General features: G+C 70.8%; 16 protein-coding genes. 5 read left to right on the forward strand and 11 right to left on the reverse strand.

Annotated elements, in window-relative coordinates; all coding sequences use genetic code 11:
- Nucleotides 1-1,517: PucR family transcriptional regulator (locus tag AC3WLB_RS21600; protein ID WP_492509596.1), on the reverse strand; the 1,517-nt coding region annotated here is incomplete at its 3' end.
- Nucleotides 1,518-1,622: 105 nt separating this feature from the next.
- Here AC3WLB_RS21600 and AC3WLB_RS21605 point away from each other — a divergent pair.
- The 3 genes from AC3WLB_RS21605 to AC3WLB_RS21615 all read left to right on the forward strand — a co-directional run bounded on the left by AC3WLB_RS21605 (nucleotide 1,623) and on the right by AC3WLB_RS21615 (nucleotide 5,522).
- Nucleotides 1,623-2,927, forward strand: coding sequence for an aspartate aminotransferase family protein (locus AC3WLB_RS21605; RefSeq protein WP_492509598.1), 1,305 nt, complete (start codon nucleotides 1,623-1,625; stop codon nucleotides 2,925-2,927).
- Between the two features lie 98 nt (nucleotides 2,928-3,025).
- A complete protein-coding gene (locus AC3WLB_RS21610; RefSeq protein WP_492509600.1) occupies nucleotides 3,026-4,357 on the forward strand; it encodes a low temperature requirement protein A in 1,332 nt (443 codons plus the stop codon).
- A gap of 73 nt (nucleotides 4,358-4,430) precedes the next feature.
- Nucleotides 4,431-5,522, forward strand: coding sequence for an NADH:flavin oxidoreductase/NADH oxidase (locus AC3WLB_RS21615; RefSeq protein WP_492509602.1), 1,092 nt, complete (start codon nucleotides 4,431-4,433; stop codon nucleotides 5,520-5,522).
- Between the two features lie 12 nt (nucleotides 5,523-5,534).
- Here AC3WLB_RS21615 and gabT read toward each other — a convergent pair whose 3' ends face one another.
- Together gabT and acs are read right to left on the reverse strand one after the other, a co-directional pair.
- Nucleotides 5,535-6,896 carry a 4-aminobutyrate--2-oxoglutarate transaminase gene (gene gabT / locus AC3WLB_RS21620; RefSeq protein WP_492509604.1) on the reverse strand — a complete coding sequence of 454 codons (1,362 nt, stop codon included), beginning with the start codon at nucleotides 6,894-6,896 and terminating at the stop codon, nucleotides 5,535-5,537.
- Nucleotides 6,897-7,017: 121 nt separating this feature from the next.
- A complete protein-coding gene (acs, locus tag AC3WLB_RS21625) occupies nucleotides 7,018-9,084 on the reverse strand; it encodes an acetate--CoA ligase (RefSeq protein ID WP_492509606.1) in 2,067 nt (688 codons plus the stop codon).
- A 122-nt stretch (nucleotides 9,085-9,206) separates the two neighbouring features.
- Between acs and AC3WLB_RS21630 the strand changes: the two genes are divergently transcribed.
- Entirely contained in the window at nucleotides 9,207-9,959 is a 753-nt protein-coding gene (locus AC3WLB_RS21630; protein ID WP_492509608.1) for a TetR family transcriptional regulator, read from the forward strand.
- Nucleotides 9,956-10,537 carry an adenylate kinase gene (locus AC3WLB_RS21635; protein ID WP_492509610.1) on the forward strand — a complete coding sequence of 194 codons (582 nt, stop codon included), beginning with the start codon at nucleotides 9,956-9,958 and terminating at the stop codon, nucleotides 10,535-10,537. Before AC3WLB_RS21630 ends, AC3WLB_RS21635 begins: the two co-directional genes overlap by 4 nt.
- A gap of 22 nt (nucleotides 10,538-10,559) precedes the next feature.
- Here the strand turns inward: AC3WLB_RS21635 and AC3WLB_RS21640 are convergent, their stop codons facing one another.
- The 8 genes from AC3WLB_RS21640 to AC3WLB_RS21675 form a co-directional block, all read right to left on the reverse strand.
- Nucleotides 10,560-11,828 carry a D-arabinono-1,4-lactone oxidase gene (locus AC3WLB_RS21640; protein WP_492509612.1) on the reverse strand — a complete coding sequence of 423 codons (1,269 nt, stop codon included), beginning with the start codon at nucleotides 11,826-11,828 and terminating at the stop codon, nucleotides 10,560-10,562.
- Between the two features lie 6 nt (nucleotides 11,829-11,834).
- Complete coding sequence (locus AC3WLB_RS21645) at nucleotides 11,835-12,995, reverse strand: cystathionine gamma-synthase (RefSeq protein ID WP_492509614.1); 1,161 nt, start codon at nucleotides 12,993-12,995, stop codon at nucleotides 11,835-11,837.
- A gap of 30 nt (nucleotides 12,996-13,025) precedes the next feature.
- Complete coding sequence (locus AC3WLB_RS21650) at nucleotides 13,026-14,393, reverse strand: cystathionine beta-synthase (protein WP_492509616.1); 1,368 nt, start codon at nucleotides 14,391-14,393, stop codon at nucleotides 13,026-13,028.
- A gap of 247 nt (nucleotides 14,394-14,640) precedes the next feature.
- Nucleotides 14,641-16,650: an LAVTG motif-containing sortase-dependent surface protein gene (locus AC3WLB_RS21655; protein ID WP_492509618.1), complete on the reverse strand. Its 2,010-nt coding sequence runs from the start codon at nucleotides 16,648-16,650 to the stop codon at nucleotides 14,641-14,643.
- A 151-nt stretch (nucleotides 16,651-16,801) separates the two neighbouring features.
- Nucleotides 16,802-18,235, reverse strand: a complete 1,434-nt coding sequence (locus tag AC3WLB_RS21660) for a mechanosensitive ion channel domain-containing protein (protein WP_022894988.1) — start codon at nucleotides 18,233-18,235, stop codon at nucleotides 16,802-16,804.
- Nucleotides 18,236-18,245: 10 nt separating this feature from the next.
- Nucleotides 18,246-20,387: an adenylate/guanylate cyclase domain-containing protein gene (locus tag AC3WLB_RS21665; protein ID WP_492509620.1), complete on the reverse strand. Its 2,142-nt coding sequence runs from the start codon at nucleotides 20,385-20,387 to the stop codon at nucleotides 18,246-18,248.
- An 86-nt stretch (nucleotides 20,388-20,473) separates the two neighbouring features.
- Nucleotides 20,474-22,345, reverse strand: a complete 1,872-nt coding sequence (locus AC3WLB_RS21670) for an ABC transporter ATP-binding protein (protein WP_492509784.1) — start codon at nucleotides 22,343-22,345, stop codon at nucleotides 20,474-20,476.
- 84 nt (nucleotides 22,346-22,429) lie between these two features.
- Nucleotides 22,430-22,867, reverse strand: coding sequence for an SRPBCC domain-containing protein (locus AC3WLB_RS21675; RefSeq protein WP_492509622.1), 438 nt, complete (start codon nucleotides 22,865-22,867; stop codon nucleotides 22,430-22,432).
- Nucleotides 22,868-22,872 lie beyond the last annotated feature (5 nt).

A 22,872-nucleotide genomic window follows, 5' to 3' on the forward strand; every position in this document is an offset into this window, starting at 1 on the left:
GGGGAGGCCAGCTGCAACGCGCTCCAGAGCTCGGCGCGGGCTCCGAATTGCTCGAGGTCGAGGCCGAGCAGTTCGTCGGCGGCCGCCACCCGGCTGCGCAGGGTGTGCCGGTGCACCCCGAGTTCCCGCGCGGCCGGGTCCCAGGCACCGTTGTGCTCGAGCCACACCCGCAGCGACCGCGTGAGCGCCGCTCGCTCCCGCGACGGAAGGTCGAACAGCGGTTGCAGCAGGCGCCGGGCCACCGCCTCGCCGCCGCTCGCGGCCAGGAGACCCTGCAGGCCCTCCTGCGCCAGCCGCTCGAAATTCACGAACGGGTGCTCGCGCGAGGTCGCCCGCCCGGCGTGCTGTGCCTCGGCGAGCGCACGGGGCAACTCGCTCCACGAGACGGGGCCGGACGACCCCGAGCGCAGCCCGTGACGCTCCAGCAGCACCCGTGACGGCGCCAGCTGGTCGCTGTGGGTGATCAGCACGATCTGGTCGGCGCGCTCGGCGAAGAACAGCTGTCCGCTGTTCTCGTCGGCCTGCAGTTCGAGTTCGTCGAGCAGCGCCTGGCCGTGCACATCGCCCACCACCACACTGAGCCGCACCGGTTCGGCGGGCAGCGCGCCCCAGAGCGACCCCGCGGTGCGGTCGGCCACGTCGATGACACCGGCCAGCAGCAGCTCGAACAGGCCGGTGCGCAGGCGTCGCCTCGCCGCATCCAGGGTGCGGCGCTGCTCCAGCGCGATGCTCGCCAGCCCGATCACGCTGCCCACCACATCGTTGCCGGCCGCGTCCAGTGGCGCCGAGGCGCCGACCGCGAGCACGCCGCGCAGCTGACCGCGCTGGCCGATGGTCTGCAGGGAGATGCCGCCGCCCACGTCGACGAGGTTGAGGCCCGCCCGGGAGCCGCGGCCGAGCACCTGATCGACCGCATCCTGCACGGTGCGTTCGAGCTCGGCCGGCACCGCGGCCAGCCCCGGCACCCGCACCACGTTGCCCGCCGAGTCGTACAGGGCGACCCAGCAGTCGAGCCGGCCGGAGAGTTCGAGCAGGATCGCGCCGAGCCCGTCGACCCGCAGTGCCGCCCGGGCGAGGGCGCGCTGGGCGTCGAGCGACCATTGCAGCCGGGCCCGGCGCTCCTCGGCGAGCACGTCGGCGACGTACCGGATGATCCCGATGAACGGTGTGCGCTGGTCGACCTCGAACAGCGGGAGCCCGGCACGGTCGCAGGCCTCGAGCAGCGCCGGGGGGATGCCGTCGTGCACGATACCGGTGGCGAACCCGAGTGCGATCACCCCGCGCCCGATCAGGCGGCCGACGTACCGGTCGATGAAGGGGTCGTCCACCGCCACGAATTGCGCGCCGTCGGTGAGCAGCAGCTGCCCCTCCTCGAGCCACGGCGTGGGGTCGGCGAGATCGGAGCTGTGCGCCCACACCAGTGGCCGGTCGAGGAAGGCGAGGTCGTCACCGCCGCCGGCCACGAGCCGGAGCCGGAACTCGTCCTGCCCGAGCAGCTCGCGAAGCGTCGCCGGCACGGTTCCTCCTCGGTCGCAGCACATTCATCAATTCGTCGAGAATTCAGCATAGAGGTCGACAGACCCGACAGCGACGGGTGGGTCTGCGCGGCCGAGACTGGTGCCATGCCCACGAACCAGTCCGTCAGTTCCGCCGACCGCTCGACCGTCTTCCACTCCTGGTCGGCACAGGGGAGCCTCGATCCCCTCGCCATCGCCGGCGGCTCCGGCACCACCGTCTGGGATTTCGAGGGCAACGAGTACCTCGACTTCTCGAGCCAGCTGGTCAACGTGAACATCGGCCACCAGCATCCGGCCGTCGTCGCCGCCATCCAGGAGCAGGCCGCGCGCCTGACGACCATCGCGCCGGCGCACGCGAACGAGACCCGAGCGCGGGCGGCGGCCATGATCCTCGACCACGCCCCCGCCTCCTTCCAGAAGGTGTTCTTCACCAACGGCGGCGCCGACGCCAACGAGAACGCCATCCGCCTCGCGCGGCTCGTCACCGGCCGCGACAAGGTCGTCTCGCACTACCGCTCGTACCACGGCAACACCGGCGCGGCCATCGTGGCCACCGGCGACTGGCGACGGATGCCCAACGAGTACGCGCGCGGGCACGTCCACGCCTTCGGGCCGTACCTGTACCGCTCCGAGTTCTGGGCCGAGACCCCCGAGCAGGAGGCGGAGCGCGCGCTGCACCACCTCGAGCGGGTCATCCAGTCCGAGGGGCCGGACACCGTCGCGGCGATCCTCGTCGAGACCATCCCGGGCACCGCCGGCATCCTCGTTCCCCCGCCCGGCTACCTCCCGGGTGTCCGCGCCATCGCCGACCGCTACGGCATCATGCTCATCCTCGACGAAGTGATGGCCGGCTTCGCGCGCACGGGCGAGTGGTTCGCCTTCGACGCGTTCGACGTGGTGCCCGACCTCGTGACCTTCGCGAAGGGCGTGAACTCCGGCTACGTGCCGGTCGGCGGCGTGCTCATCTCCGAGCCGATCGCGCGGCAGTTCGACGAGCGGGTGTTCCCGGGCGGGCTGACCTACTCCGGGCATCCGCTCGCCGCGGCCAGCATCGTGGCCACCCTCACCGCGATGGCCGACGAGGACGTGGTCGGCAACGCGCGCCGTATCGGCGCGGAGGTCATCGCACCCGAACTCGCCCGCCTGGCCGAGCAGCACGAGCTGATCGGCGAGGTGCGCGGCACCGGCGTGTTCTGGGCGATCGAACTGGTGGCCGACCGCGGCTCCCGCGAGCCGCTGGATGCCCGGACCATGGCCCGGCTGAAGGGCGCACTGCTCGGGCGCGGACTCCTGCCCTTCCTCAGTGAGAACCGCATCCACGTGGTGCCACCGGCCGTCATCACCGCCGACGAGACGCGCCGCGGGATCGACCTCATCGGCCAAGCCCTCACCGAGATCGCCGCGGGCTGACAGCCTGTTCCCTGACCGGCCGGCGCCCGCTACTGTCTGGAGGAACGCCGGCGCCTGCGCGCGGGCGGACAGTGACCGACCCGGGTGAGGGGGACCGCGTGACCGACTCCACCGACCTCACGGCGCAACTGCGGCGCGAACTCCGGCACCGCATCCGGCCGATGCGGGGCAGAGACCCGAACGAGCGCGACCGCACCACCACACCGCTCGAGCTGCTCTACGACCTCACCTACGTGGTGGCCTTCGCCGTCGCATCCGACCAGCTGGCCGAGCAACTGGCGCACGGTGACGTCTGGCCGGCCATCGGCGCCTACCTGTTCGCGATCTGGGCGGTGAGCTGGGCGTGGCTCAACTTCACCTGGTTCTCGTCGGCGTACGAGAACGACGACGTCTTCCTGCGCCTGGCGACCATCGTGCAGATGATCGGAGTCATCGTGCTGGCCTACGGGCTGCCGGTGAGCTTCGAGTCGGCCGCGCACGGCGAGAGCCCGAACAATCTGCTCATGGTGATCGGCTACGTCGTCATGCGCATCCCGCTGATCGCACTGTGGCTGCGGGCGGCGCAGCAAGACCCCGAGCACCGCGACAACGCGATCTCGTTCGTCATCATCACCTCGATCGCGCAGATCGGCTGGGTGCTCTCGGCCGTGCTGCCCCTGCCCACCGTCGTCACGGTCGTCGCCCTGGTGCTGCTCGCCTTCGCCGAGATGATCGCGCCGGTGGTGGCCAACCGTCGCTTCGGCCGCACGCCGTGGAACGCCGGCCATCTGGCCGAGCGGTTCTCGTTGCTCACCCTCATCACGATCGGCGAGGTCATCGCCGGCACCACGGCCGCGGTCGGCGCGCTCACCGGCGAGACCGGCTGGACCATCGAGGCCGTGCTGATCGCCGCATCCGGTCTCCTCATCGCCGCGGCGGTCTGGTGGACCTACTTCCTGGTGCCATCGCGCCTCATCCTGGAGCGACGCCCCGAACGCGCCTTCGCCTGGCGCTACGTGCATTTGGCGTTATTCGGGTCGATCGCCGCGATCGGGGCGGGGCTGCACCTCACCACCATCGCCGTGAACGAGGGCGAGGTCTCGCTGCTCGGGATCGCGCTGGCGCTGGCGGTGCCGCTCGCCACCACGATCATCCTCATCTTCCTGGTCTGGAGCGTGTTGCTGCGCTCCTTCGACGCCACGCATCTGCCGCTCCTGCTGCTGACGCTCACACCGCTCGCCGCAGCGGTGGTGCTCGGCGCCGTCGCGTTCCCGGGCGAGGCGCTCGACCTCGAGCAGCCGGGCGCGACCACGGCGCTCAGCGCCATCATCGGGCTCGTGGCGCTCGGCGCGATCGTGGAGGTGGTCGGCCACGAGCGGGTGGGGTTCCGGCATACGCTGGAGGCCTGGCGGAAGGACCCCGGTCTGGCCGGCCCCGGCGCCACCTCCTGAGTGCGGCCGTGGGCGGGTCGGGCCTCTCCGCCTCACTCCCCGCCCACCATCCCGATTCGGAGCCGCAACCGCAGTGTCCTCCTCGAAGCTCTTCACTCCCCTCACCGTCGGCGGCCTCACCGCGCGCAACCGGCTCTGGATCGCGGCGATGTGCCAGTACTCCGCACTCCGGCGCGACGGCATGCCCACCGACTGGCACCTGGCGCACCTCGGCCGGCTCGCCGCCGGCGGGGCGGGGGTGGTCATCACCGAGGCCACCGCGGTGAACGCGGACGGGCGGATCAGCCCGCAGGACGTGGGCATCTGGAACGAGGAGCAGGCGGCCGCCTGGGCGCGCATCGCCGCCCTCATGGCGAGCCAGGGGGCGATCCCGGGCATGCAGCTGAGTCATGCCGGCCGCAAGGCGTCGACGTTCGCGCCCTGGGGCTTCCCGGGTCGTCACGGCACGGTGCCCGAAAGCGAGGGCGGCTGGGTCACCGTCGCCCCCTCGGCGATCCCGTACGAGTCGTCGGCGTACGCCACGCCGGTCGAACTCACGGTGGCCGACATCGACGCCATCGTCGCGGATTTCCGGTCAGGCGCCGAACGCGCCGCCCGTGCCGGGTTCCGCGTGCTCGAGCTGCACGGGGCCCACGGCTACCTCCTCCACCAGTTCCTCTCCCCCGCGTCGAATCGGCGCGCCGACCAGTACGGCGGCTCGCTCGAGAACCGCGCACGCCTTCTGCTCCGCATCATCGGCGAGGTCAAGGCTGCCGCGCCCGACGTGGTGCTGTTCGTCCGGTTCTCGGCCACCGACTGGGTTCCCGGCGGATGGGACGAAGCCGACACGGCGACGGTCGCACGCTGGGCGGCGGATGCCGGCGTCGACTTCTTCGACATCTCGACCGGCGGCAACCTGCACGCGGACATCCCGGTCGCCCCCGGTTATCAGGTCCCGTTCGCGCAGTACGTCAAGGATGCCGCCGGGGTGCCGGTGGGCGCGGTCGGATTGATCACCGATGCCGTGCACGCGGAGCACATCGTCGCGAGCGGTCAGGCCGACGCTGTCCTCATCGCCCGGGAAGCCCTGCGCGACCCGAACACACCGATCCGCTGGGCGCGGGAGCTCGGCGCGCCCGACGAGGAGCTCTGGCCACCGCAGTACCGTCGCGCCCGTCCCGCTTGACGCCGACGAGGGTCATGACGCCGCCAGCGAGTCGCGCAGCACGTCGAGTCCCTCGCGCGCCAGCTCGTCGGAGATGACGAGGGGCGGCAGGAAGCGGATCACGTTCCCGTAGGTGCCGCAGGTGAGCAGGATGAGGCCCGCCGCGTGCGCCGCCGCGGCGACCCGCCCGGTGAGTGCGGCGTCGGGCGCACCCGTCGCGGGGTCGACCAGCTCGATCGCCATCATCGCGCCACGCCCGCGCACGTCGCCGATGCGGGGATCGGCGGCGCGCAACGCATTGAGCCGGCCCCGGAAGAGCGTCTCGAGCTCGCGGGCGCGCCCGGCGAGGTCGTCGCGGCGGTACGTCTCGATGGTGGCGAGGGCTGCCGCGCAGGCGAGCGGGTTGCCGGTGTAGGTGCCGCCGAGACCGCCCGGATGCGCGGAATCCATGATCTCGGCGCGCCCCGTCACCGCCGACAGCGGCAGGCCACCGGCGATGCCCTTGGCGGTGACGATGAGGTCGGGCTCGATGCCCTCGTGCTCGCTGGCGAACATCGCTCCGGTGCGGGCGAACCCGGTCTGCACCTCGTCGGCGATGAACACGACGTCGTTCGCGCGCGCCCAGGCCAGCAGCGCGGGCAGGAAGCCGGGCGCGGGGACGATGAAGCCGCCCTCGCCCTGGATGGGCTCGACGATGAGCGCGGCGAGGTTGTCGGCACCGACCTGCTTCTCGATCACCGAGATGGCGCGGGCGGCGGCCTCGGCACCGGAGAGCCCGCCGTCGCGATAGGGGTAGGACAGGGGTGCGCGGTAGACCTCGGGCGCGAACGGCCCGAAGCCCGACTTGTAGGGCATCGACTTCGCGGTGAGCGCCATGGTGAGGTTGGTGCGCCCGTGGTAGGCGTGGTCGAAGGCCACCACCGCCTGCTTGCCGGTGTGGTGGCGTGCGATCTTCACCGCGTTCTCGACCGCTTCGGCACCGGAGTTGAACAGCGCGGTGCGCTTGTCGAAGTCGCCCGGGGTGAGCGCGTTCAGGGCCTCGGCCACCTCGACGTAGCCCGCGTAGCCGGTGATGGTGAAGCAGGTGTGCGTGAACGCCGCCACCTGCCGCTGCACGGCTTCCGCCACGGCGGGGGCCGCGTTGCCGACGCCCGTGACGGCGATGCCCGAGCCGAAGTCGATCAGCGTGTTGCCGTCGACGTCGCGCACGACGCCGCCGCCCGCCGCCTCGACGTAGACCGGCAGGGTGACCCCGACGCCCGAGGCGACCGCCGCCGACTTGCGGGCGTGCAGGGCACGGGAGCGGGGGCCCGGGATCTCGGTGACCAGTTCCCGCCGCTGGGGCAGCGATGGCCCCCCGACGACGGCCGGTTCGGTGGACGGTGCGATGCTCACGAGTGCCTCCTGTGGGGTGCGATGCCACGAGGCTACGGGCGGATGCGCGCCCTCACGAGTGCCAGATCGGCACGATCATCCGCGACCCGGGACGCACTGGCAGAACCCGCCCCGCGACCCGCTAGCTCTCCGTCTTGCCCCGGAGGCTCTCGGTGATCACGCGCATCGCGGAGGTGTCGGCGAGCGTCGCGGTGTCACCCACGGCGCGGTTCTCGGCGACGTCGCGCAGCAGCCGTCGCATGATCTTGCCCGAGCGGGTCTTCGGCAGCTCCGGCACCACCAGGATGCGCTTGGGCTTCGCGATCGGCCCGATCTCGGTGGCGACGTGCTCGCGCAGAGCGGCGACGATCGCATCCTGAGTCGCGCCTGAGCCCTCGCTCGACTCACGCAGGATGACGAACGCCACGATGGCCTGCCCCGTCGTCTCGTCCGCCGCGCCCACGACGGCGGCCTCGGCGACGGCGGAGTGCGACACGAGCGCCGACTCGACCTCCATCGTGGAGATGCGGTGACCCGACACGTTCATCACATCGTCGACCCGGCCGAGCAGCCAGACATCGCCGTCCTCGTCGTACTTCGCCCCGTCGCCGGCGAAGTAGTAGCCCTGCTCGGCGAAGCGGGCCCAGTACACCTCTCGGGCACGATCGGGGTCGCCCCAGATGCCACGGCTCATGGCCGGCCACGGCTTGTCGATCACCAGGTAGCCGCCCTCGCCCGGCTCCACCCGAGCGCCCTGCTCGTCGACCACCTGCACCGAGAGACCGGGCAGCGCGCGCTGTGCCGAGCCCGGCTTCGTGGCGGTGACCCCGGGCAACGGCGCAACCATGATGGCGCCGGTCTCGGTCTGCCACCAGGTGTCGACGATCGGCGCCCGGTCGCCGCCGATGTGGCTGCGGTACCACATCCAGGCCTCGGGGTTGATCGGCTCGCCGACGCTCCCGAGCAGCCGCAGCGACGACAGGTCGTAGGCCGCCGGGATCTGCCGGCCCCACTTCATGAAGGTGCGGATGAGCGTGGGCGCGATGTAGTAGATCGTCACGCCGTACTTCTCGATGATCTCGAAGTGCCGCCCCTCGTGCGGCGTGTTCGGCGTCCCCTCGTACATCACCTGGGTGACCCGGTTGGCGAGCGGCCCGTAGACGATGTAGCTGTGGCCGGTGATCCAGCCGACGTCGGCGCCGCACCAGTAGACATCCGTGTCGGGCTTGAGGTCGAACACCGAGCGGTGGGTGTACGAGGTCTGGGTGAGGTAGCCCCCGCTCGTGTGCAGGATGCCCTTCGGCTTCCCCGTGGTGCCGCTGGTGTACAGGATGAAGAGCGGATGCTCGGCCGGGAACGCCTCGGGCTCGTGCTCCGCCGACTGGGTGTCGACCACCTCGTGCCACCACAGGTCGCGGCCCTCGGTCATCGGCACCAGGTCGGTGGTGGCGCCGCCGACCCGCTCGACCACGAGCACGTGCTCGACCGTGCTCGCGCCCTCGAGCGCCTCGTCGACGTTCGCCTTCATCGGGGCCGACGCGCCGCGCCGGTACTGCCCGTCGGAGGTGATGACGAGTCGCGCCTCGGCGTCGTCGACCCGGGCGCGCAACGCGGCCGGCGAGAATCCGCCGAACACCACGCTGTGCACGAGCCCGAGCCGGGCGCAGGCGAGCATCGAGATGACGGCCTCGGGGATCATCGGCAGCTGGATGACGACGCGGTCGCCCGCCACCAGACCGAGCGAGCTCAGCGCGTTCGCCGCCCGCGAGACCTCGTCCTTCAGCTCGGCGTAGCTGATGTCGCGGGTGTCGCCGGGCTCGCCCACCCAGTGCAACGCGATCTGCGAACCGTGCCCGGAGTCGACGTGCCGGTCGACGCAGTTGTAGGCCACGTTGAGCGTGCCGTCGCCGAACCAGCGGGCGTGCGGTGGATTCGACCAGTCGAGCACCTCGGTGAACGGCGCGGCCCAGCTGAGCTGCCGCGCCTGTTCGGCCCAGAACGCCTCCGGGTCGGCGGCCGCGCGCTCGTAGGCCTCGGCGCCGAGGTTCGCCTGCGCCGCGAACTCCGGGCTCGGCGGGAAGGTGCGGGTCTCGTGCAGCAGGTTGTCGAACACGTGGCCGTGCTCACCCAGAGGCGCGTCCTCGAGCGTGATGCGGGGCCCCTCGGGGGCGGTGGTGCGCGCTTCGTCGGCCACAGGAGATCTCCTCATTGAAACTCTGACGGTGGGTGATGCCGGGAGGCGTCGCCGCTTCCCCTTTGCATCCTGTGCCAGTATCCTGTCACTCAGTGCCATCCGACGCAAGGACGGCCACCCAGCGCAAGGAAGCCACCATGACCCCGAGCCGCGTGCCCCCGCCGGGAGCTGCGGCGAGCCCGGCGGGGCACGCGGGCCCGGCCGGCCCGGCCGCCGGCGGCGCCGGCCTGAACGCCCGGCTCCGGCTCGGCGCCCTCGAGCTGTTCGAGACCCGCGGATTCGACGCCACGACCGCCGAAGACATCGCTCAGTCGGCGGGCATCAGCCGGCGCACCTTCTTCCGCTACTTCCCGGTGCGCGAGGACGTGCTCTTCTCCGACCACGCCGACTACCTGCTCCTCGTGGAGCAGCGCTTGCGCGCGTCGAGCGGAGAACCGATCCGCGTCGCGGGGGTCGCACTCGGTCCGCTGATCGACGGCCTGGTCGCCGACGCCGGCTTCGTGGGGCGCCGTGCGGCGCTCACCCGCGACACCGTGGCCCTGCGCGACCGCGAGGTGCTGTGGCTGCGGGAGTACCAGCGGCTCCTCGCCGGCTTCCTCGCCGAGCAGGACCTCGGCGCCCGCAGCGACATCTTCGCGCAGATCGTGGCCGCGGCCCTGCTCGCCGCGCTCAGCCAGGTGATCGACCGCTGGCTCGCCGCGCCCGCCACCGAAGACCCGCGCGCCCTGTTCGCCGAACTCGTCGACGAGATCGCCGAGTCGATGGGCGAATCGGGGTTGCGCGGGCGCGGGCCCGGCGCCGCACATCCGGAGCGCACCGGCGTCGTCGTCATCAACTCACCCCTCACGGCCGACCAGATCGCCCACCTGATCGAAGGAGCACGCCCATGACCCGCATCATCCTGATGGGACCACCCGGCGTCGGCAAGGGCACCCAGGCTGCCCGCCTCGCCGTCGCCCTCGGAGTGCCCGCCGTCTCCACCGGCGACCTCTTCCGCGAGCACGTGCGCACCCAGTCGGAGCTCGGGCGTTCGGTCAGCGCGCTGCTCGCGGCGGGCCGGTACGTGCCTGACGAGGTGACGAACACGATGGTCGCCGAACGACTGAGCGAGGCGGATGCGCGGCAGGGCTTCATCCTCGACGGCTACCCCCGCACGCTCGCGCAGGTGGGCGCCCTTGACGCCCTCCTCGCGGCCGACGGGGCGGGGCCCCTCGATGCCGTCCTGCTGCTCCAGGCCGAGGTCGACGAGATCGTCGCCCGCCTCGTGCTCCGCGCCGAGCAGCAGGGCCGCGCCGACGACACGCCTGAGGTGGTGCGCCACCGCATCGAGGTCTACGAGTCGGAGACCGCGCCGCTCGCCGGGGCGTACGCCGAGCGCGGCCTCCTCACCCGGGTCGACGGCACCGGCACCCTCGACGAGGTGACCGCCCGACTGCACGCGGCCCTCAGCGAGGCGCGCGCCGCCTGAGCGGACCGCGCCGCCTGACGCGTCACGCCAGGCCGAGCACGCGCTCCGAGTAGGCGTTACGGAAGACCCCGCGCGGGTCGAACTCGTCGGCGAGCGCGCGGAAGTCGGCCATGCGCTCGTACTGCGCCGCGATCTCCTCGGCGGTCAGGGTGTACCACTTGCCCCAGTGCGGCCGCGGCGAGAACGGGGCGAGAGCCGCCTCGATCTCGGGCAGCAGCGCGTGCACCGGCTCGGGGTCGTTGTGCCAGGTGAAGTGGATGGCGAGGGAATCGCGGCCGTTCGCCGGGCTCAGCCAGAGCGCATCCGCCGCGACCGTGCGGAGCTCGGTGACGAGCAGGTGGGGGTCGATGCGCTCGCCCAGCGCACGCACGGCCGTCAGCGCGGAGACGGCGTGCTCGAGCGGCACGAAGTACTCCGTCTGGATCTCGTCGCCGTTGGAGGGCGTGACGTCGGCCCGGAAGTGCGGCAGCCGCTCCGACCAGGGCCCGGGCACGCCGCCTTGCACCGTGGTGTTGTCGAGGTCGTCGCCCGCGGGCGACATCACCTTGTCGCCGGTCGCCACGGCCCCGTGGAACTCGGCGGGCATCGTCAGGGGTGTCACCGAGCCCTCGGGCAGACGCGACTTCAGCCACACCTGCTTGAGCGTCGCATCCGCCCAGCCGCCGAACAGGCTCACGCTGTAGGCCGCCGAGACGATCTCGGCGAAGGCGCCGAGCGCGGCCTCCCACGGCAGGTCGACGTACACGTCCTGCTGCACCTGATAGCTGGGCTGGATGTCGAGGGTCACCCGGGTGGTGATGCCGAGCATCCCGAGCCCGACCACGACCCCCTCGAATCGCGGGTCGGCGCGCGAGATGTGCAGCACGTCGCCCCGGCCGGTCACGAGTTCGAGCGCGGCGACGGCGGTGGACAGGTTGCCGTTGCCGACGCCGGAGCCGTGCGTGCCGGTGGCGATCGCGCCGCCGATCGAGATGTGCGGCAGCGAGCCGAGGTTGTGCAGGGCCCAGCCGTGCGACTGCAGGTGCGCGGCGAGCACCGCGAACCGGGTGCCGGCGGCGACGGTGACCGTGCGTGCGACCGGGTCGATCTCCGGATGCGGTTCCAGATCGACCAGGGTCAGCAGGTCGCCGGGGCTGTCGGCCAGGTCGTTGAAGGAGTGACGGGTGCCGAGCGCCCGCACGCGGGTGGCGCCGGCGACGATGGTCGCCACCTCCTCCACCTCGCGGGGGCGCAGCAGCTCGCGGGCGCCGAACTCGTAGGTACCGGCCCAGTTCGGGCCCACGCTGCTCATGCCGCGTTACCGGCGCGGCAGGGCGCGGTCGATGTCGGCCAGCAGGTCGTCGACCGCCTCGATGCCCACGGAGAGCCGGATGACGTTCTCGGGCACCTCGAGCGCCGTGCCCTTCACCGAGGCGTGCGTCATCTCGGAGGGGTAGCCGATCAGCGACTCGACGCCGCCGAGCGACTCGGCGAGCTGGAACACCTCGGTCGACTCGGCGAACTTCCGCGCCGCCCGGGGGCCGCCCTTGAGCGCCACCGAGATCATGCCGCCGAACGACTTCATCTGCCGCTTCGCGAGTTCGTGCCCCGGATGCGTCGGCAGGCCCGGGTAGTACACCGCCTCGAGCGCGGGGTGGCCCACCAGGTGCTCGGCGATGGCCTGCGCGTTGGCCGAGTGCCGGTCCATCCGCACCGCCAGGGTCTTGATGCCGCGCACGGTGAGCCAGGCATCCATCGGGCCGGAGACACCGCCGGCGGCGAACTGCAGGAAGCGGATCTTCTCGGCCAGCGCGTCGTCGTTCAGCACGACCGCCCCGCCGAGCACGTCGGAGTGACCGCCGAGGTATTTCGTGGTGGAGTGCACCACGATGTCGGCGCCGAGCGCGAGCGGCTGCTGCAGATAGGGCGAGGCGAAGGTGTTGTCGACCACCACGAGCGCTCCGGCCGCGTGCCCGATCTCGGCGAGTTCGGCGACGTCGCTGATCTTCATCAACGGGTTCGACGGGGTCTCCAGCCAGAGCAGCTTGGTCGTGCCGCCGGCGACCGCCTTCGAGACCGCCGCCAGGTCGCTCATCTCCACCACCACGTTCTCCACGCCCCAGGCGCCGTGGATCCGCTCGATCAGGCGGTGCGTTCCGCCGTAGACGTCGTTGCCGAGCACGATGCGGTCGCCGGGCTCGAGCAGCGCGCGCAGCAGCGCATCCTCGGCGGCAAGGCCGGAGGCGAAGGAGAGCCCGTGCTTCGCCCCCTCGAGCGAGGCGAGCAGGGTTTCGAGCGAGGTGCGTGTCGGGTTGCCGCCACGGGTGTATTCGTAGCCGTTGCGGAATCCGCCGATGCCGTCCTGCACGAAAGTCGAGGTGAAGTAGACGGGCGGGATGATCGCGCCGGTGGTGGGGTCGAAGTCCTGCCCGGCGTGGATGGCCCGGGTCTCGAACTGCTCGGTCTTCTTGGCTGCCATGTGCTGTCTTTCGCTGTCGGATGCGAGCCGTCAGGCTTCGCTGAGGAAGGTGAGGAGGTCTTGCCGGGTGATGACGGTGACGGGCTTGCCGTCGTCGCTGACCAGCAGGGCGGGGGCGGCGGTGAGCGCTTGGCGCGCGGCCGAGACCGGCTCGGTGACGCCGATGAGCGGCAGGGGCGCCGAGACGAAGTCGCCCACCTTGTCGGTCATCGCGGCCTTGCCGCCGAACACCTGGTCGAGCAGCGTCTGCTCGTCGAGCGAGCCCACCACCTCGCCCATCACGACGGGCGGTTCGGCCGAGAGCACGGGCACCTGCGACACGCCGAAGGTGGTCATGATCTCGATGGCGTCGTGCACGGTGTCGCTCGGATGCACGTGCACGAGCGCCGGCAGGCCGTGACTCTTGCCCGCCAGGAGGTCGCGCACCGTGGAGCCCTCGCTCTCCGTGGCGAAGCCGTAAGAGCGCATCCACTTCTCGTTGAAGATCTTGCCCAGGTAGCCGCGGCCGCCGTCGGGCAGCAGCACCACGACGACGGCGTCGGCCGGCAGGTCGCGGGCGGCCTTGAGCGCCACCGACACGGCGAGCCCGCTCGACCCGCCCACCAGGAGGCCCTCCTCGCGGGCGAGGCGGCGGGTGAGCTCGAACGACTCCGCGTCGCTGGACGCGATGATCTCGTCGACCACGCTGGGATCGTAGGCGGACGGCCAGAAGTCCTCGCCCACGCCCTCGACGAGGTAGGGCCGCCCGGTGCCGCCGGAGTAGACCGAGCCCTCGGGATCGGCGCCGATCACCTGGACGGAGCCGCCCGACACCTCCTTGAGGTAACGGCCGACGCCGCTGATGGTACCGCCGGTGCCGACGCCGGCTACGAAGTGCGTGATCTGCCCTTCGGTGTCGCGCCAGATCTCGGGCCCGGTGGTCTCGTAGTGGCTGAGCGGGCCGTTCGGGTTGGAATACTGGTTGGGCTTGAAGGCGCCCGGGATCTCGCGGGCCAGCCGGTCCGACACCGAGTAGTAGGAGTCGGGGTCTTCGGGCGCGACGGCCGTCGGCGTCACCACGATCTCGGCGCCGTAGGCGGTGAGCACGTTGCGCTTGTCCTCCCCCACCTTGTCCGGGAGCACGAACACGCAGCGGTAGCCGCGCTGCTGCGCCACGAGGGCGAGTCCGATGCCGGTGTTGCCCGAGGTGGGCTCGACGATCGTGCCACCGGGCTTCAGCAGGCCCTCGGCCTCGGCCGCGTCGATGATGCGGGTGGCGATGCGGTCTTTCGACGATCCGCCCGGATTGAGGTACTCGACCTTGGCGAGCACGGTGGCGGCGATGCCCTCGGTCACGCTCGTGAGCTTCACGAGCGGGGTGTTGCCGACGAGGTCGATGACGCTGTTCGCGTACTTCATGTCTCTGGTGTCCTTGGATGGGCCTCGCACCGGATCGCACCCGGCGACGGATGCGGCGCGCTGCGAGAGCGGCGGCTGGGGGCGGTGACGAGCCAGTCTGTGAAGGGAGGGTCGTCGCTCAGCGACGACAACAGGTGGGATTCACGAACACCCCTCCACTCTAGCCCCTCCACGCAGGGCAGGCCCTCCGAGAACGACGAAGGGGTGCCCGGCCTCACGGCCGGACACCCCTCATTCGTGGTGGTGCTTAGTTACCGCGGTGCGCGAAGCGCGAGCGGCGAGCCACCAGCAGCAGTCCGCCGGCCGCGAGCAGCAGCAGCACGCCGCCGCCGAGGAGCGGCGCGACCTGCGCACCCGTGTTCGCGAGCGGGGTGCCCGGGCCACCGGCCGGAGCGGAACCGCCGCCACCGCCGCCGTTGCCTGCTGCAGCGATCGTGACCGTGGAGGTCGCGGCCGCGCTGGTGGCGCCGTCGATCGTCTGCACGGCGGTGATCGTCACCGTGCCCGAGGCGAGCTGGGCGCTGAGCGGGATGGCCCAGGTGCCCTTGGCGACGGTGGCCGGGCCGGCGATCTGGCCGTTGACCCAGATCGTGACGCTGGCGCCGTCGATGCCGGTGCCGGTCACCTGGGTCGGGCCGTTGCCGGCACCGAACTCGGAGCCGTTGGCCGGGCTCGTGATCGCCGGGGCGACCGGCACGACGCTGAACTTCACGCTGACGCTCGGCGAGGTGGAGGCATCCGCTCGGTTCTGCAGGGCCGAGACGGTGTAGCTGCCGTAGCCGAGGTCGACCGGAACGCTCCAGGTACCGGACTGGCTGACCAGAGCGGTGTCGTCGACGTCACCCGAGAGCGTGACCGTGGCGCCGGGCTCACCGGTGCCGGAGATCGCGCTGATCGAGGTCTCGACAGTCTGACCCGAGAACGGCGAGGTGATGACCGGAGCCTTGAGCGGCGCCGGAACGACCTTCACCGAGAAGGTGGTGGCGTCGGACGTGTCGAAGCCGCGCTTGGCGAACACCGAGTACGAAACCGTGCCGGCCTGGCCGGGAGCGGGGAACGACCAGTTGCCGCTGCCGTCGACGGTCACCTCGAAGCTGTCGCCCTGGCTCGGGTCGATCATGAGGGTGGCGCCGGCCGGGCCGGTGCCGCTGATGGTGCCGCCGGTGTAGACGTCGCCGCCGTCGGCGGGCGAGGTCAGCACGGGTGCATCGAGGTACAGAGCGACGGTGTAGCCGTTGGTCAGCGCGAGGCCGGCCTGAAGATCTGCACCCCACATGATGCCGTCTGCGCGCCGGCCGCCGGAGACCACGCCGACAGCGCTGTCACCCTGCAGAATCGCTCCGCCGGAGTCGCCCTCATCGCTGTCGACATCCGTCATGAAGCCGTAGACGAGGTGGCCACTGACGTTGGCCCAGCCGTTGACCGCCTCGACGGTGCCGGAGGTGAAGCCGGTCGTGCGGCCGCTCTTGGAGACGCTTGAGCCGACCGTGGCGCTGCCGACCGAGCGCACCGGAAGGGTGGCCTGCGAGAGGTCCTCGCTCGCGAAGGTCGTCCAGTTGGTCACTTCGGGAAGCGTGGTCAGGGCGTTGTTGTCGATGTCCCAGGCCGAGATGTCGACGCTGTTCACGTCACCCTCCGTGCCGGCCGAGTTGCCCGGGCCGCCGAACTGGCTGAACTGTGCCACGCCGAGCTCCTGTGTGGGGGTGGCGTCGTTGGGGGAGGATGCACCACCGGCCTGGTCGTTGCTCGGCAGCGTGAGGGAGCTCAGTCCGAGCGGGGCGGCTTCGCCGTTGCCGACGCAGTGACCCGCCGAGATGAAGGCCGGGTCACCCTCAGGGCTCCATCCGCTGAAGCCGATCGAGCACAGTCCGGCGGTCGGCGACGTGGGCGTCTCGTAGGCGATGTAGCCCGCGCCACCCACGACATCATCGGCGCTGTAGGCCTCCAGCGGCCCGCTCAGCACCTTCACGACCACGTTGCTCTTCGACTCGACGAGCAACCGCGCTCCGTCGTCGTCAAGCTGGTCGGCCGCTGCCGTGGTGTACACCACGACGTTTCCGTTGCCGTCCTTGGCCACGGCCTGCACCTCGTCGTCGCTGAGCAGCGACTGCGCATAGGCGTCGAATGCGGCGCCCGAGAGCGGAGCGAGCTCGTCGTCGCCGGCCGCGAAGGCTGCCGAGCCGAAGGCTCCGGTCATACCCGCGACCGTGACGGTTCCGATGGCGAGGTACGCCATCCTCTTCCATGTGTTCGTCATATACCCCTGGTCCCTTGTGAAAGGCGGGGGGCGAAGCGCGTGGTGCTCCTCGGAACGGAGACGGCTCCCCCCAGCCGACACCGACCATACACAATCCGTCACTCACAGCACATGGGGAGTTAACCCCCTTGCATGGGGAGTTGGAAAGGCGCTATGCGGCGTCGCCGATCGACAGGACGCCCGCGGCCGCCTGCGCCGCCGCCACCGCCTGGCCCGAGAGCACCCGGCGGTTGTCGAGCTGCTCACCGATCCGGCGTGCGAGCGCGGGATTGCGGCGCACCGCCGCGTCGACCGCATCGCGCGGCACCCGCAGCACCCGAACGGCCCGCGTGGCCGTGGCGACATCGGTGGTCGCCTGCCGGGTGAGGGCGGTCAGGCCCACCGATTCGCCGCGCTCCACGAGCGCGAAGTCGAGCCGGCCCTTGCCGTACGGCGTCGAGAGCTGCAGGGTGCCGTCGAGCACGATCCGGAGGCTGTCGGGCACCGCGCCGATGGGCTGCACGACCTCCCCGGCGCCCCATTGCTCGATCCGGCAGCCCGGGGCGATCTGGTCGAGGTAGTCGCCCTCGAGGCCGAACAACGGCCCGACGTAGGCCAAGGCCTCGCGCACCGTCTCGGGGGTGTTCACCGGATCGGTGGCGTCGCCGTCGAGCGCGAGGTCGTTGCGCCGCGCCGCGTACCAGAGCCAGGCGTAGAAGAGGGAGACCGCCTCGGCCTCGCGGGCGGGACTCACCACCGGCAGGCTCACCGCGTAGGTGGCGTTGCCCTCGTAGCTGACCCCCGGGCGATCGTTCTCGTCCAGCATGGGCAGCTCCGCCGCCACCGACTGCAGCACGGCGGAGACCCGATGCGGGGCATCGTCGGTGCTGAACTTCACGGTCACCGTCGCGACGTACGCCCCGGCGGGCTGGCTGAGATTCGTGAACGAGGCATCCGCGAGCGACGCGTTCGGCACGATCTGGATGCCGTTACCGGTGTCGATGTGCACAGCCCGCCAGTTGACCTCGACCACGCGGCCGCGCCCCGATGGCGTGTCGAGGAAGTCGCCGAGCTTGAACGGCTGCTCGAACAACAGCAGGAGGCCCGAGATCACCGAGCCGACGGCATTCTGCAGTGCGAGGCCGATGACGATGGAGGTCACACCGAGGGCGGCGAACAAGCCACCGACATCCGCTCCCCAGACCCACGAGAAGAGGATGGCGAGGCCCACCAGGATGAGGGCCAGGCGCGCCAGATCGATGAAGATCGACGGCAGCCGCTTCTGCCAGCTGCCCTCGCTGGCGTTGGCGAACAGCGCCACGTTGAAGGCCGACAGTACGAGCAGGATGAGGAGGAACCCGAGCACGGTGCCCACCACCCGCACCCAGTTGAGATCGAACTTCTGGTCGGACGCGAGGGTCAGCAGCACGAACAGCGCGAAGACGGGCAGCACCAGGTTGCGCAGCAGCCGCACCGGCTTGGCCGCCGGGTTGCCCCGGCGCACGAGCACCCCGAGGATCTCGGTGAGCACCACGAGCAGGATCGGCAGCCCGATCGCGAGGCCCACCGCCCAGGGGAACCAGGCTTCCTTCCAGATCTCGGTCATCGCATCCCTCTCAGGAGATCTGCCACACCGCTTGGGGTGCGCCCTTGATCTCGACCGAGGCCACCTCGACCAGCCCGCTGGTGTCGGCCAGTCGGTCGCGCACCCGCTGGGTCAGGAAGATGCCGGGTTTGCCGGCGAGCTCCTGCACCCGGTTCGCCACGCTCACCGCGTCGCCCCACATGTCGTAGGCGATGCTCTCCTTGCCCACGAGCCCCGAGGTCACCGTTCCACTGTCGATGCCGGCGCGGATCGAGACCGCCGCGTCGAACTGGGCGTTGAACCGCTCGACGATGCGCGTGAGCTGCACGGCGAAGTCGACCGTGCGGCGAGCGCTGTCGACCCGCGGCACGATCAAACCGCAGCTGGCCAGGTACCCGGTGCGGAGCGTGCGCACCTTCTCCACTCCCGCTGCCGCTGCGGCGTCGTCGAACTGCCGCATCAGATCGTTCAGGATGGCGAGCTCCCGCTCGGAGTCGAGCGAGTCCGCGAACTCGTCGAAGCCGATCAGGTCGGCGTAGATCACCGTGACGTCCTGATGGTTCTCGGCGATCGTCTCCTCGCCCTCGCGATAGCGCCGCGCCACCTTCTCGGGCATCATGCTGAGCAGCAAGCGGTCGGTCTCCGCCTTCTGCTCGTCGATCAGCTGCTGTTTGACCTGCAGGCTCCGGCTCATGTCGTTGAACGCGACCGAGAGGTCACCGAACTCGTCGCGGGTCTTCGAGGTCACCTCCACACCGAGGTCGCCGCCCGCCACTTGGCGCACGGCACCGACCAGCGTGCGCACCGGGCGCGCGAAGACCTGCGCCAGCAGGAGCGAGAGCAGTGAGACCACGACGATGATGGCCAGGATGGCCAACGCGAGGTTGCGGGTGAAGTCGTCGACGGGCGCGAAGGCCTCGGCGGTCGTGATGCTCGAGACGATCACCCATTGCACCCCGTTGATATCGACCGGCGCGTAGGCGCTCAGCGTCTCCTGACCGAGGTAGTTGGGGGCGATGACGGTGCCGGTCTTCCCCGAGAGGGCGAGTTGCACGGGCAGGGTGTCGACCCGTTGCAGTTGCACGGTGCCGCCCACGTCCACCATCCGCTGGGCGAGATCGGGTGCCGAACCGCCCGCGATCGTGAGCTCGCGGAACGACTCGGGGTCGTCGACGAGCAGCCGGGAGATCGAGCGCATGGTGCGGTCGGGCCCGACCAGGTACGACTCGCCGGTCTGACCGAGGCCGTCCTGCTGCCACCCCTCGTCGCCGGTCATCACCGCGTTGATGGCGTCGATCGGCAGCTGCACCGCGATCACGCCGTTCACGGTGCCACCGTCGCCGATGGGCGACACACCCCACGCCGTGGGCACGCCGAACGAGGGCTGGTACCGGTCGAAGTCGGTGATGGCGGCGTAGTTGACGGTGTTGGAGTTGAGCGCCGCGGAGTACGCGTCGGCGAGGATCGACCCCTTGTACGGCCCGTCGAGCAGGTTGGTGCCGAGGTCGACGCCTTTGAAGACCGAGTAGACCACGTTGCCGTCCGTGTCGAGAATGAGGGCGTCCTCGAACTGGTACCGGTCGACCAGCTCGCGGAAGTAGGGGTTGTACTTCGCCGCGACGGCCGACCAGGCACTGCCGTCGCCGGCGTCGTCGACGAGCGCCGCCGCGTCGTAGTCGCCGGCCGGCGGGGCCGTGTAGAAGTTCTGCAGGTAGACCTGGGCCGCGCTCGTCGGCTCGAACACGTCAGGTGCCGACTCCTGACCGGTGCGCGCCTCGAGCGCGGGAATGAACGAGTCGGCGTAATACGCATCGACGGTCGCCTTCTTCGCGGGGTCGACCGGCTGCCCGTCGAGCTCGGCGAACGCCGCCGCGAACTCGGCGGCGGCCTGATTGCCGGTGGCTCCGCTCGAGTCGAGCACGAGACTCGACTGGATGTTCTGGAACAGCGACTGGATGGCCGTGGTCTTGGCCTCGCGCACGCTCACCAACTGGTCGAACGCCGCGTCACGCAGGCTGTCGCGGCCCGAGACGTAGCCCACGTAGCCGACCACCAGGGTCGAGCCGATGCTCACCGCGAGCAGCATGATGAGCAGCTTCGACTGGATGCCGAGCCCTCGTCGGCCGGAACCCGCGGCTTTCGCCGCCGACAGTGTGAGACGACTCCGCGCCATCGATGTGCCCCCGCACGCTCAGCGTCATCCCCTCGATGACTAAGGGGTAACTCTAATCACATCCGTCACGCGCGGGAAGCGCGAGATCACGCGTTGGCGAGCTGCTGCGCGGAGAGCGCCGCATAGGTGCCGCCGCGGGCGAGCAGTTCGGCGTGCGTGCCGGACTCCACGATGCGGCCCGCATCGACGACGAAGATGACGTCGGCGTTGACGATGGTGGAGAGCCGGTGCGCGATCGCGATGGTGGTGCGGCCGTGCGCCGCGGCGTCGAGCGCATCCTGCACCACGCGCTCGGAGATGGAGTCGAGCGCGCTCGTCGCTTCGTCGAGAATGAGGATGGCCGGGTCTTTCAGCAGCACCCGCGCGATCGCGATGCGCTGCTTCTCGCCGCCCGAGAGCCGGTAGCCGCGCTCCCCCACCACCGTGTCGTACCCGGCGGGGAAGCTCATGATGCGGTCGTGGATGTTGGCGCCCCGCGCCGCCTGCTCGAGCTCCTCGAGGGTCGCGCCGGGCTTCGCGTAGCGCAGGTTCTCGGCGATGGTGGCGTGGAAGAGATAGGTCTCCTGGCTCACGATGCCGAGCCGGTCGATGAGCGACTGGTGCTGCAGGTCGCGCACGTCGAAGCCGTCGATCTTCACGGCGCCCGAACTCGCCTCGTACAACCGCGGCACGAGGTAGGAGACCGTCGTCTTGCCGGCGCCCGACGGCCCCACGAAGGCGGCGAACTGGCCGGGCTGCACGGTGAACGAGACGTCGTCGAGCGTCGGATGCTCGGGCTCACCGTCGGGGTAGACGAAGCTCACGTGCTCGAACTCCACCCGGCCGGCCTCGCTCGAGGGTGGCAGCGTCATCGCATCCGCCCGGTCGGTGATGGCGGGCTTGAGGTCGAGGTACTCGAAGATGCGGGCGAACAGTGCGCCGCTCGTCTGCAGGTCGAGCCCCACCCGCATGAGGCCGAGGAGCGGCCACATCAACCGGGCCTGCACGGTGGTGAACGCCACGATCGTTCCGGCGGTGATGTCGACGCCGCCGTTGATGAGGTAGCCCGACACGAGGTAGACGATGGCCGGCACGATCGACAAGAAGATCTGCACGATGGCGAAGAACCGCTGACCGCTCATCTGCTGCCGCACCTGCAGGCGGATCTGGTTGTCGTTCTCGTCGGAGTAGCGCGCCACCTCGGTGGCCTGCCGGTTGAAGCTCTTGGCCAGCAGGATGCCCGAGACGCTCAGCGTCTCCTGCGTGATGGCCGTCATGTCCGAGAGCGACTCCTGGGTCTGCGCCGCGATGCGCGCCCGCACCTGGCCGACCCGTCGCTGCACGAAGACGAGCAAGGGCATCAGCACGACCGCCACCACGGTCAGCTGCCAGCTCAGCAGGAGCATCGCCACGAGCGCCGCGATGACGGTGACTGTGTTGCCGAGCACGCTCGACACGGTGTTGGTGAGCACGCTCGCCACACCGCCGACGTCGTTCTGCAGCCGGGACTGGATGATGCCGGTCTTCGTGCGGGTGAAGAACGCCAGCTCCATGCGCTGCAGGTGACTGAACAGGCGGATGCGCAGATCGCCCATCACCCGGTTGCCGACCTTCGCGGTGAGGTAGGTCTGCCAGACGCCGAGCGCGGCCGAGACGATCCAGATCAGCACCATCAGGCCGACGAGCTCGACGAGCACCGGGATGTTCGGCGTGCCGGCCGGCGGGAAGAGGCCGAGGTCGAAGGCCTGCTGGGTGAGCAGCGGCGGCAGCACCGTGAGGCCCGCGGTGATGAGAACGAGGATGCCCGTGGTGATGAGTGCCGCGCGGTAGGGCAGGAACAGCGTGGAGATGCGCTGAAGGAGGTGCGGGATCTTCGGCGCCTCGGCGTTGGCCGCGCGCTGCGCCCGGGCGTCGCCGCCCGACACGCGGCCGCCACCGCCCGCGCGCGCGACGCCGCCGGCGGCCGCCACCGCGCTCATCCGGCCGCCGCCGCCCACTCCGCTCACAGGCTCACCCTACGCCCGGCCGCCGACACCCTCGCCGCGCTTCGCGCACGGCGGAACTCACCCCTTCGCGAGCACCCCCGCGAGCCCGTCGAGGATCATCTGCCAGTTGCCCGAGGAGTGCTCGGCGGCCGCCGCGTCGGCGTTGTTGTCCTGCTCGACCGAGACGCGCGTGCCGCTCTCGACCTCCTCGATCAGGTAGGTGACCGTCTGGTAGTTCTCCGGCGCATCCGCCTTGCCGCTCATCGGGCTGAAGAAGCTGGTCACGAGCCGCCGCGGTTCGTCGACCTCGAGCACCTGCCCTTTGTCTTCGTAGGTCTTGCCCTCCCACTCGCCCGCGTAGGTGATGGGACTGCCCACCTGCCAGTCGGTCGACACGGTGGTGCCGAAGAAGTACTCCTTCACGATCGCCGGGTCGGTCAGCGCCCGCCACACCTCGGCGGGCGTCGCCTCCACCACGACGCTCGCGCGGGCGATCGTGTCGTCAGGATTCTGCATGGTCG

The organism is Herbiconiux sp. FW305-C-125 (assembly GCF_058783455.1).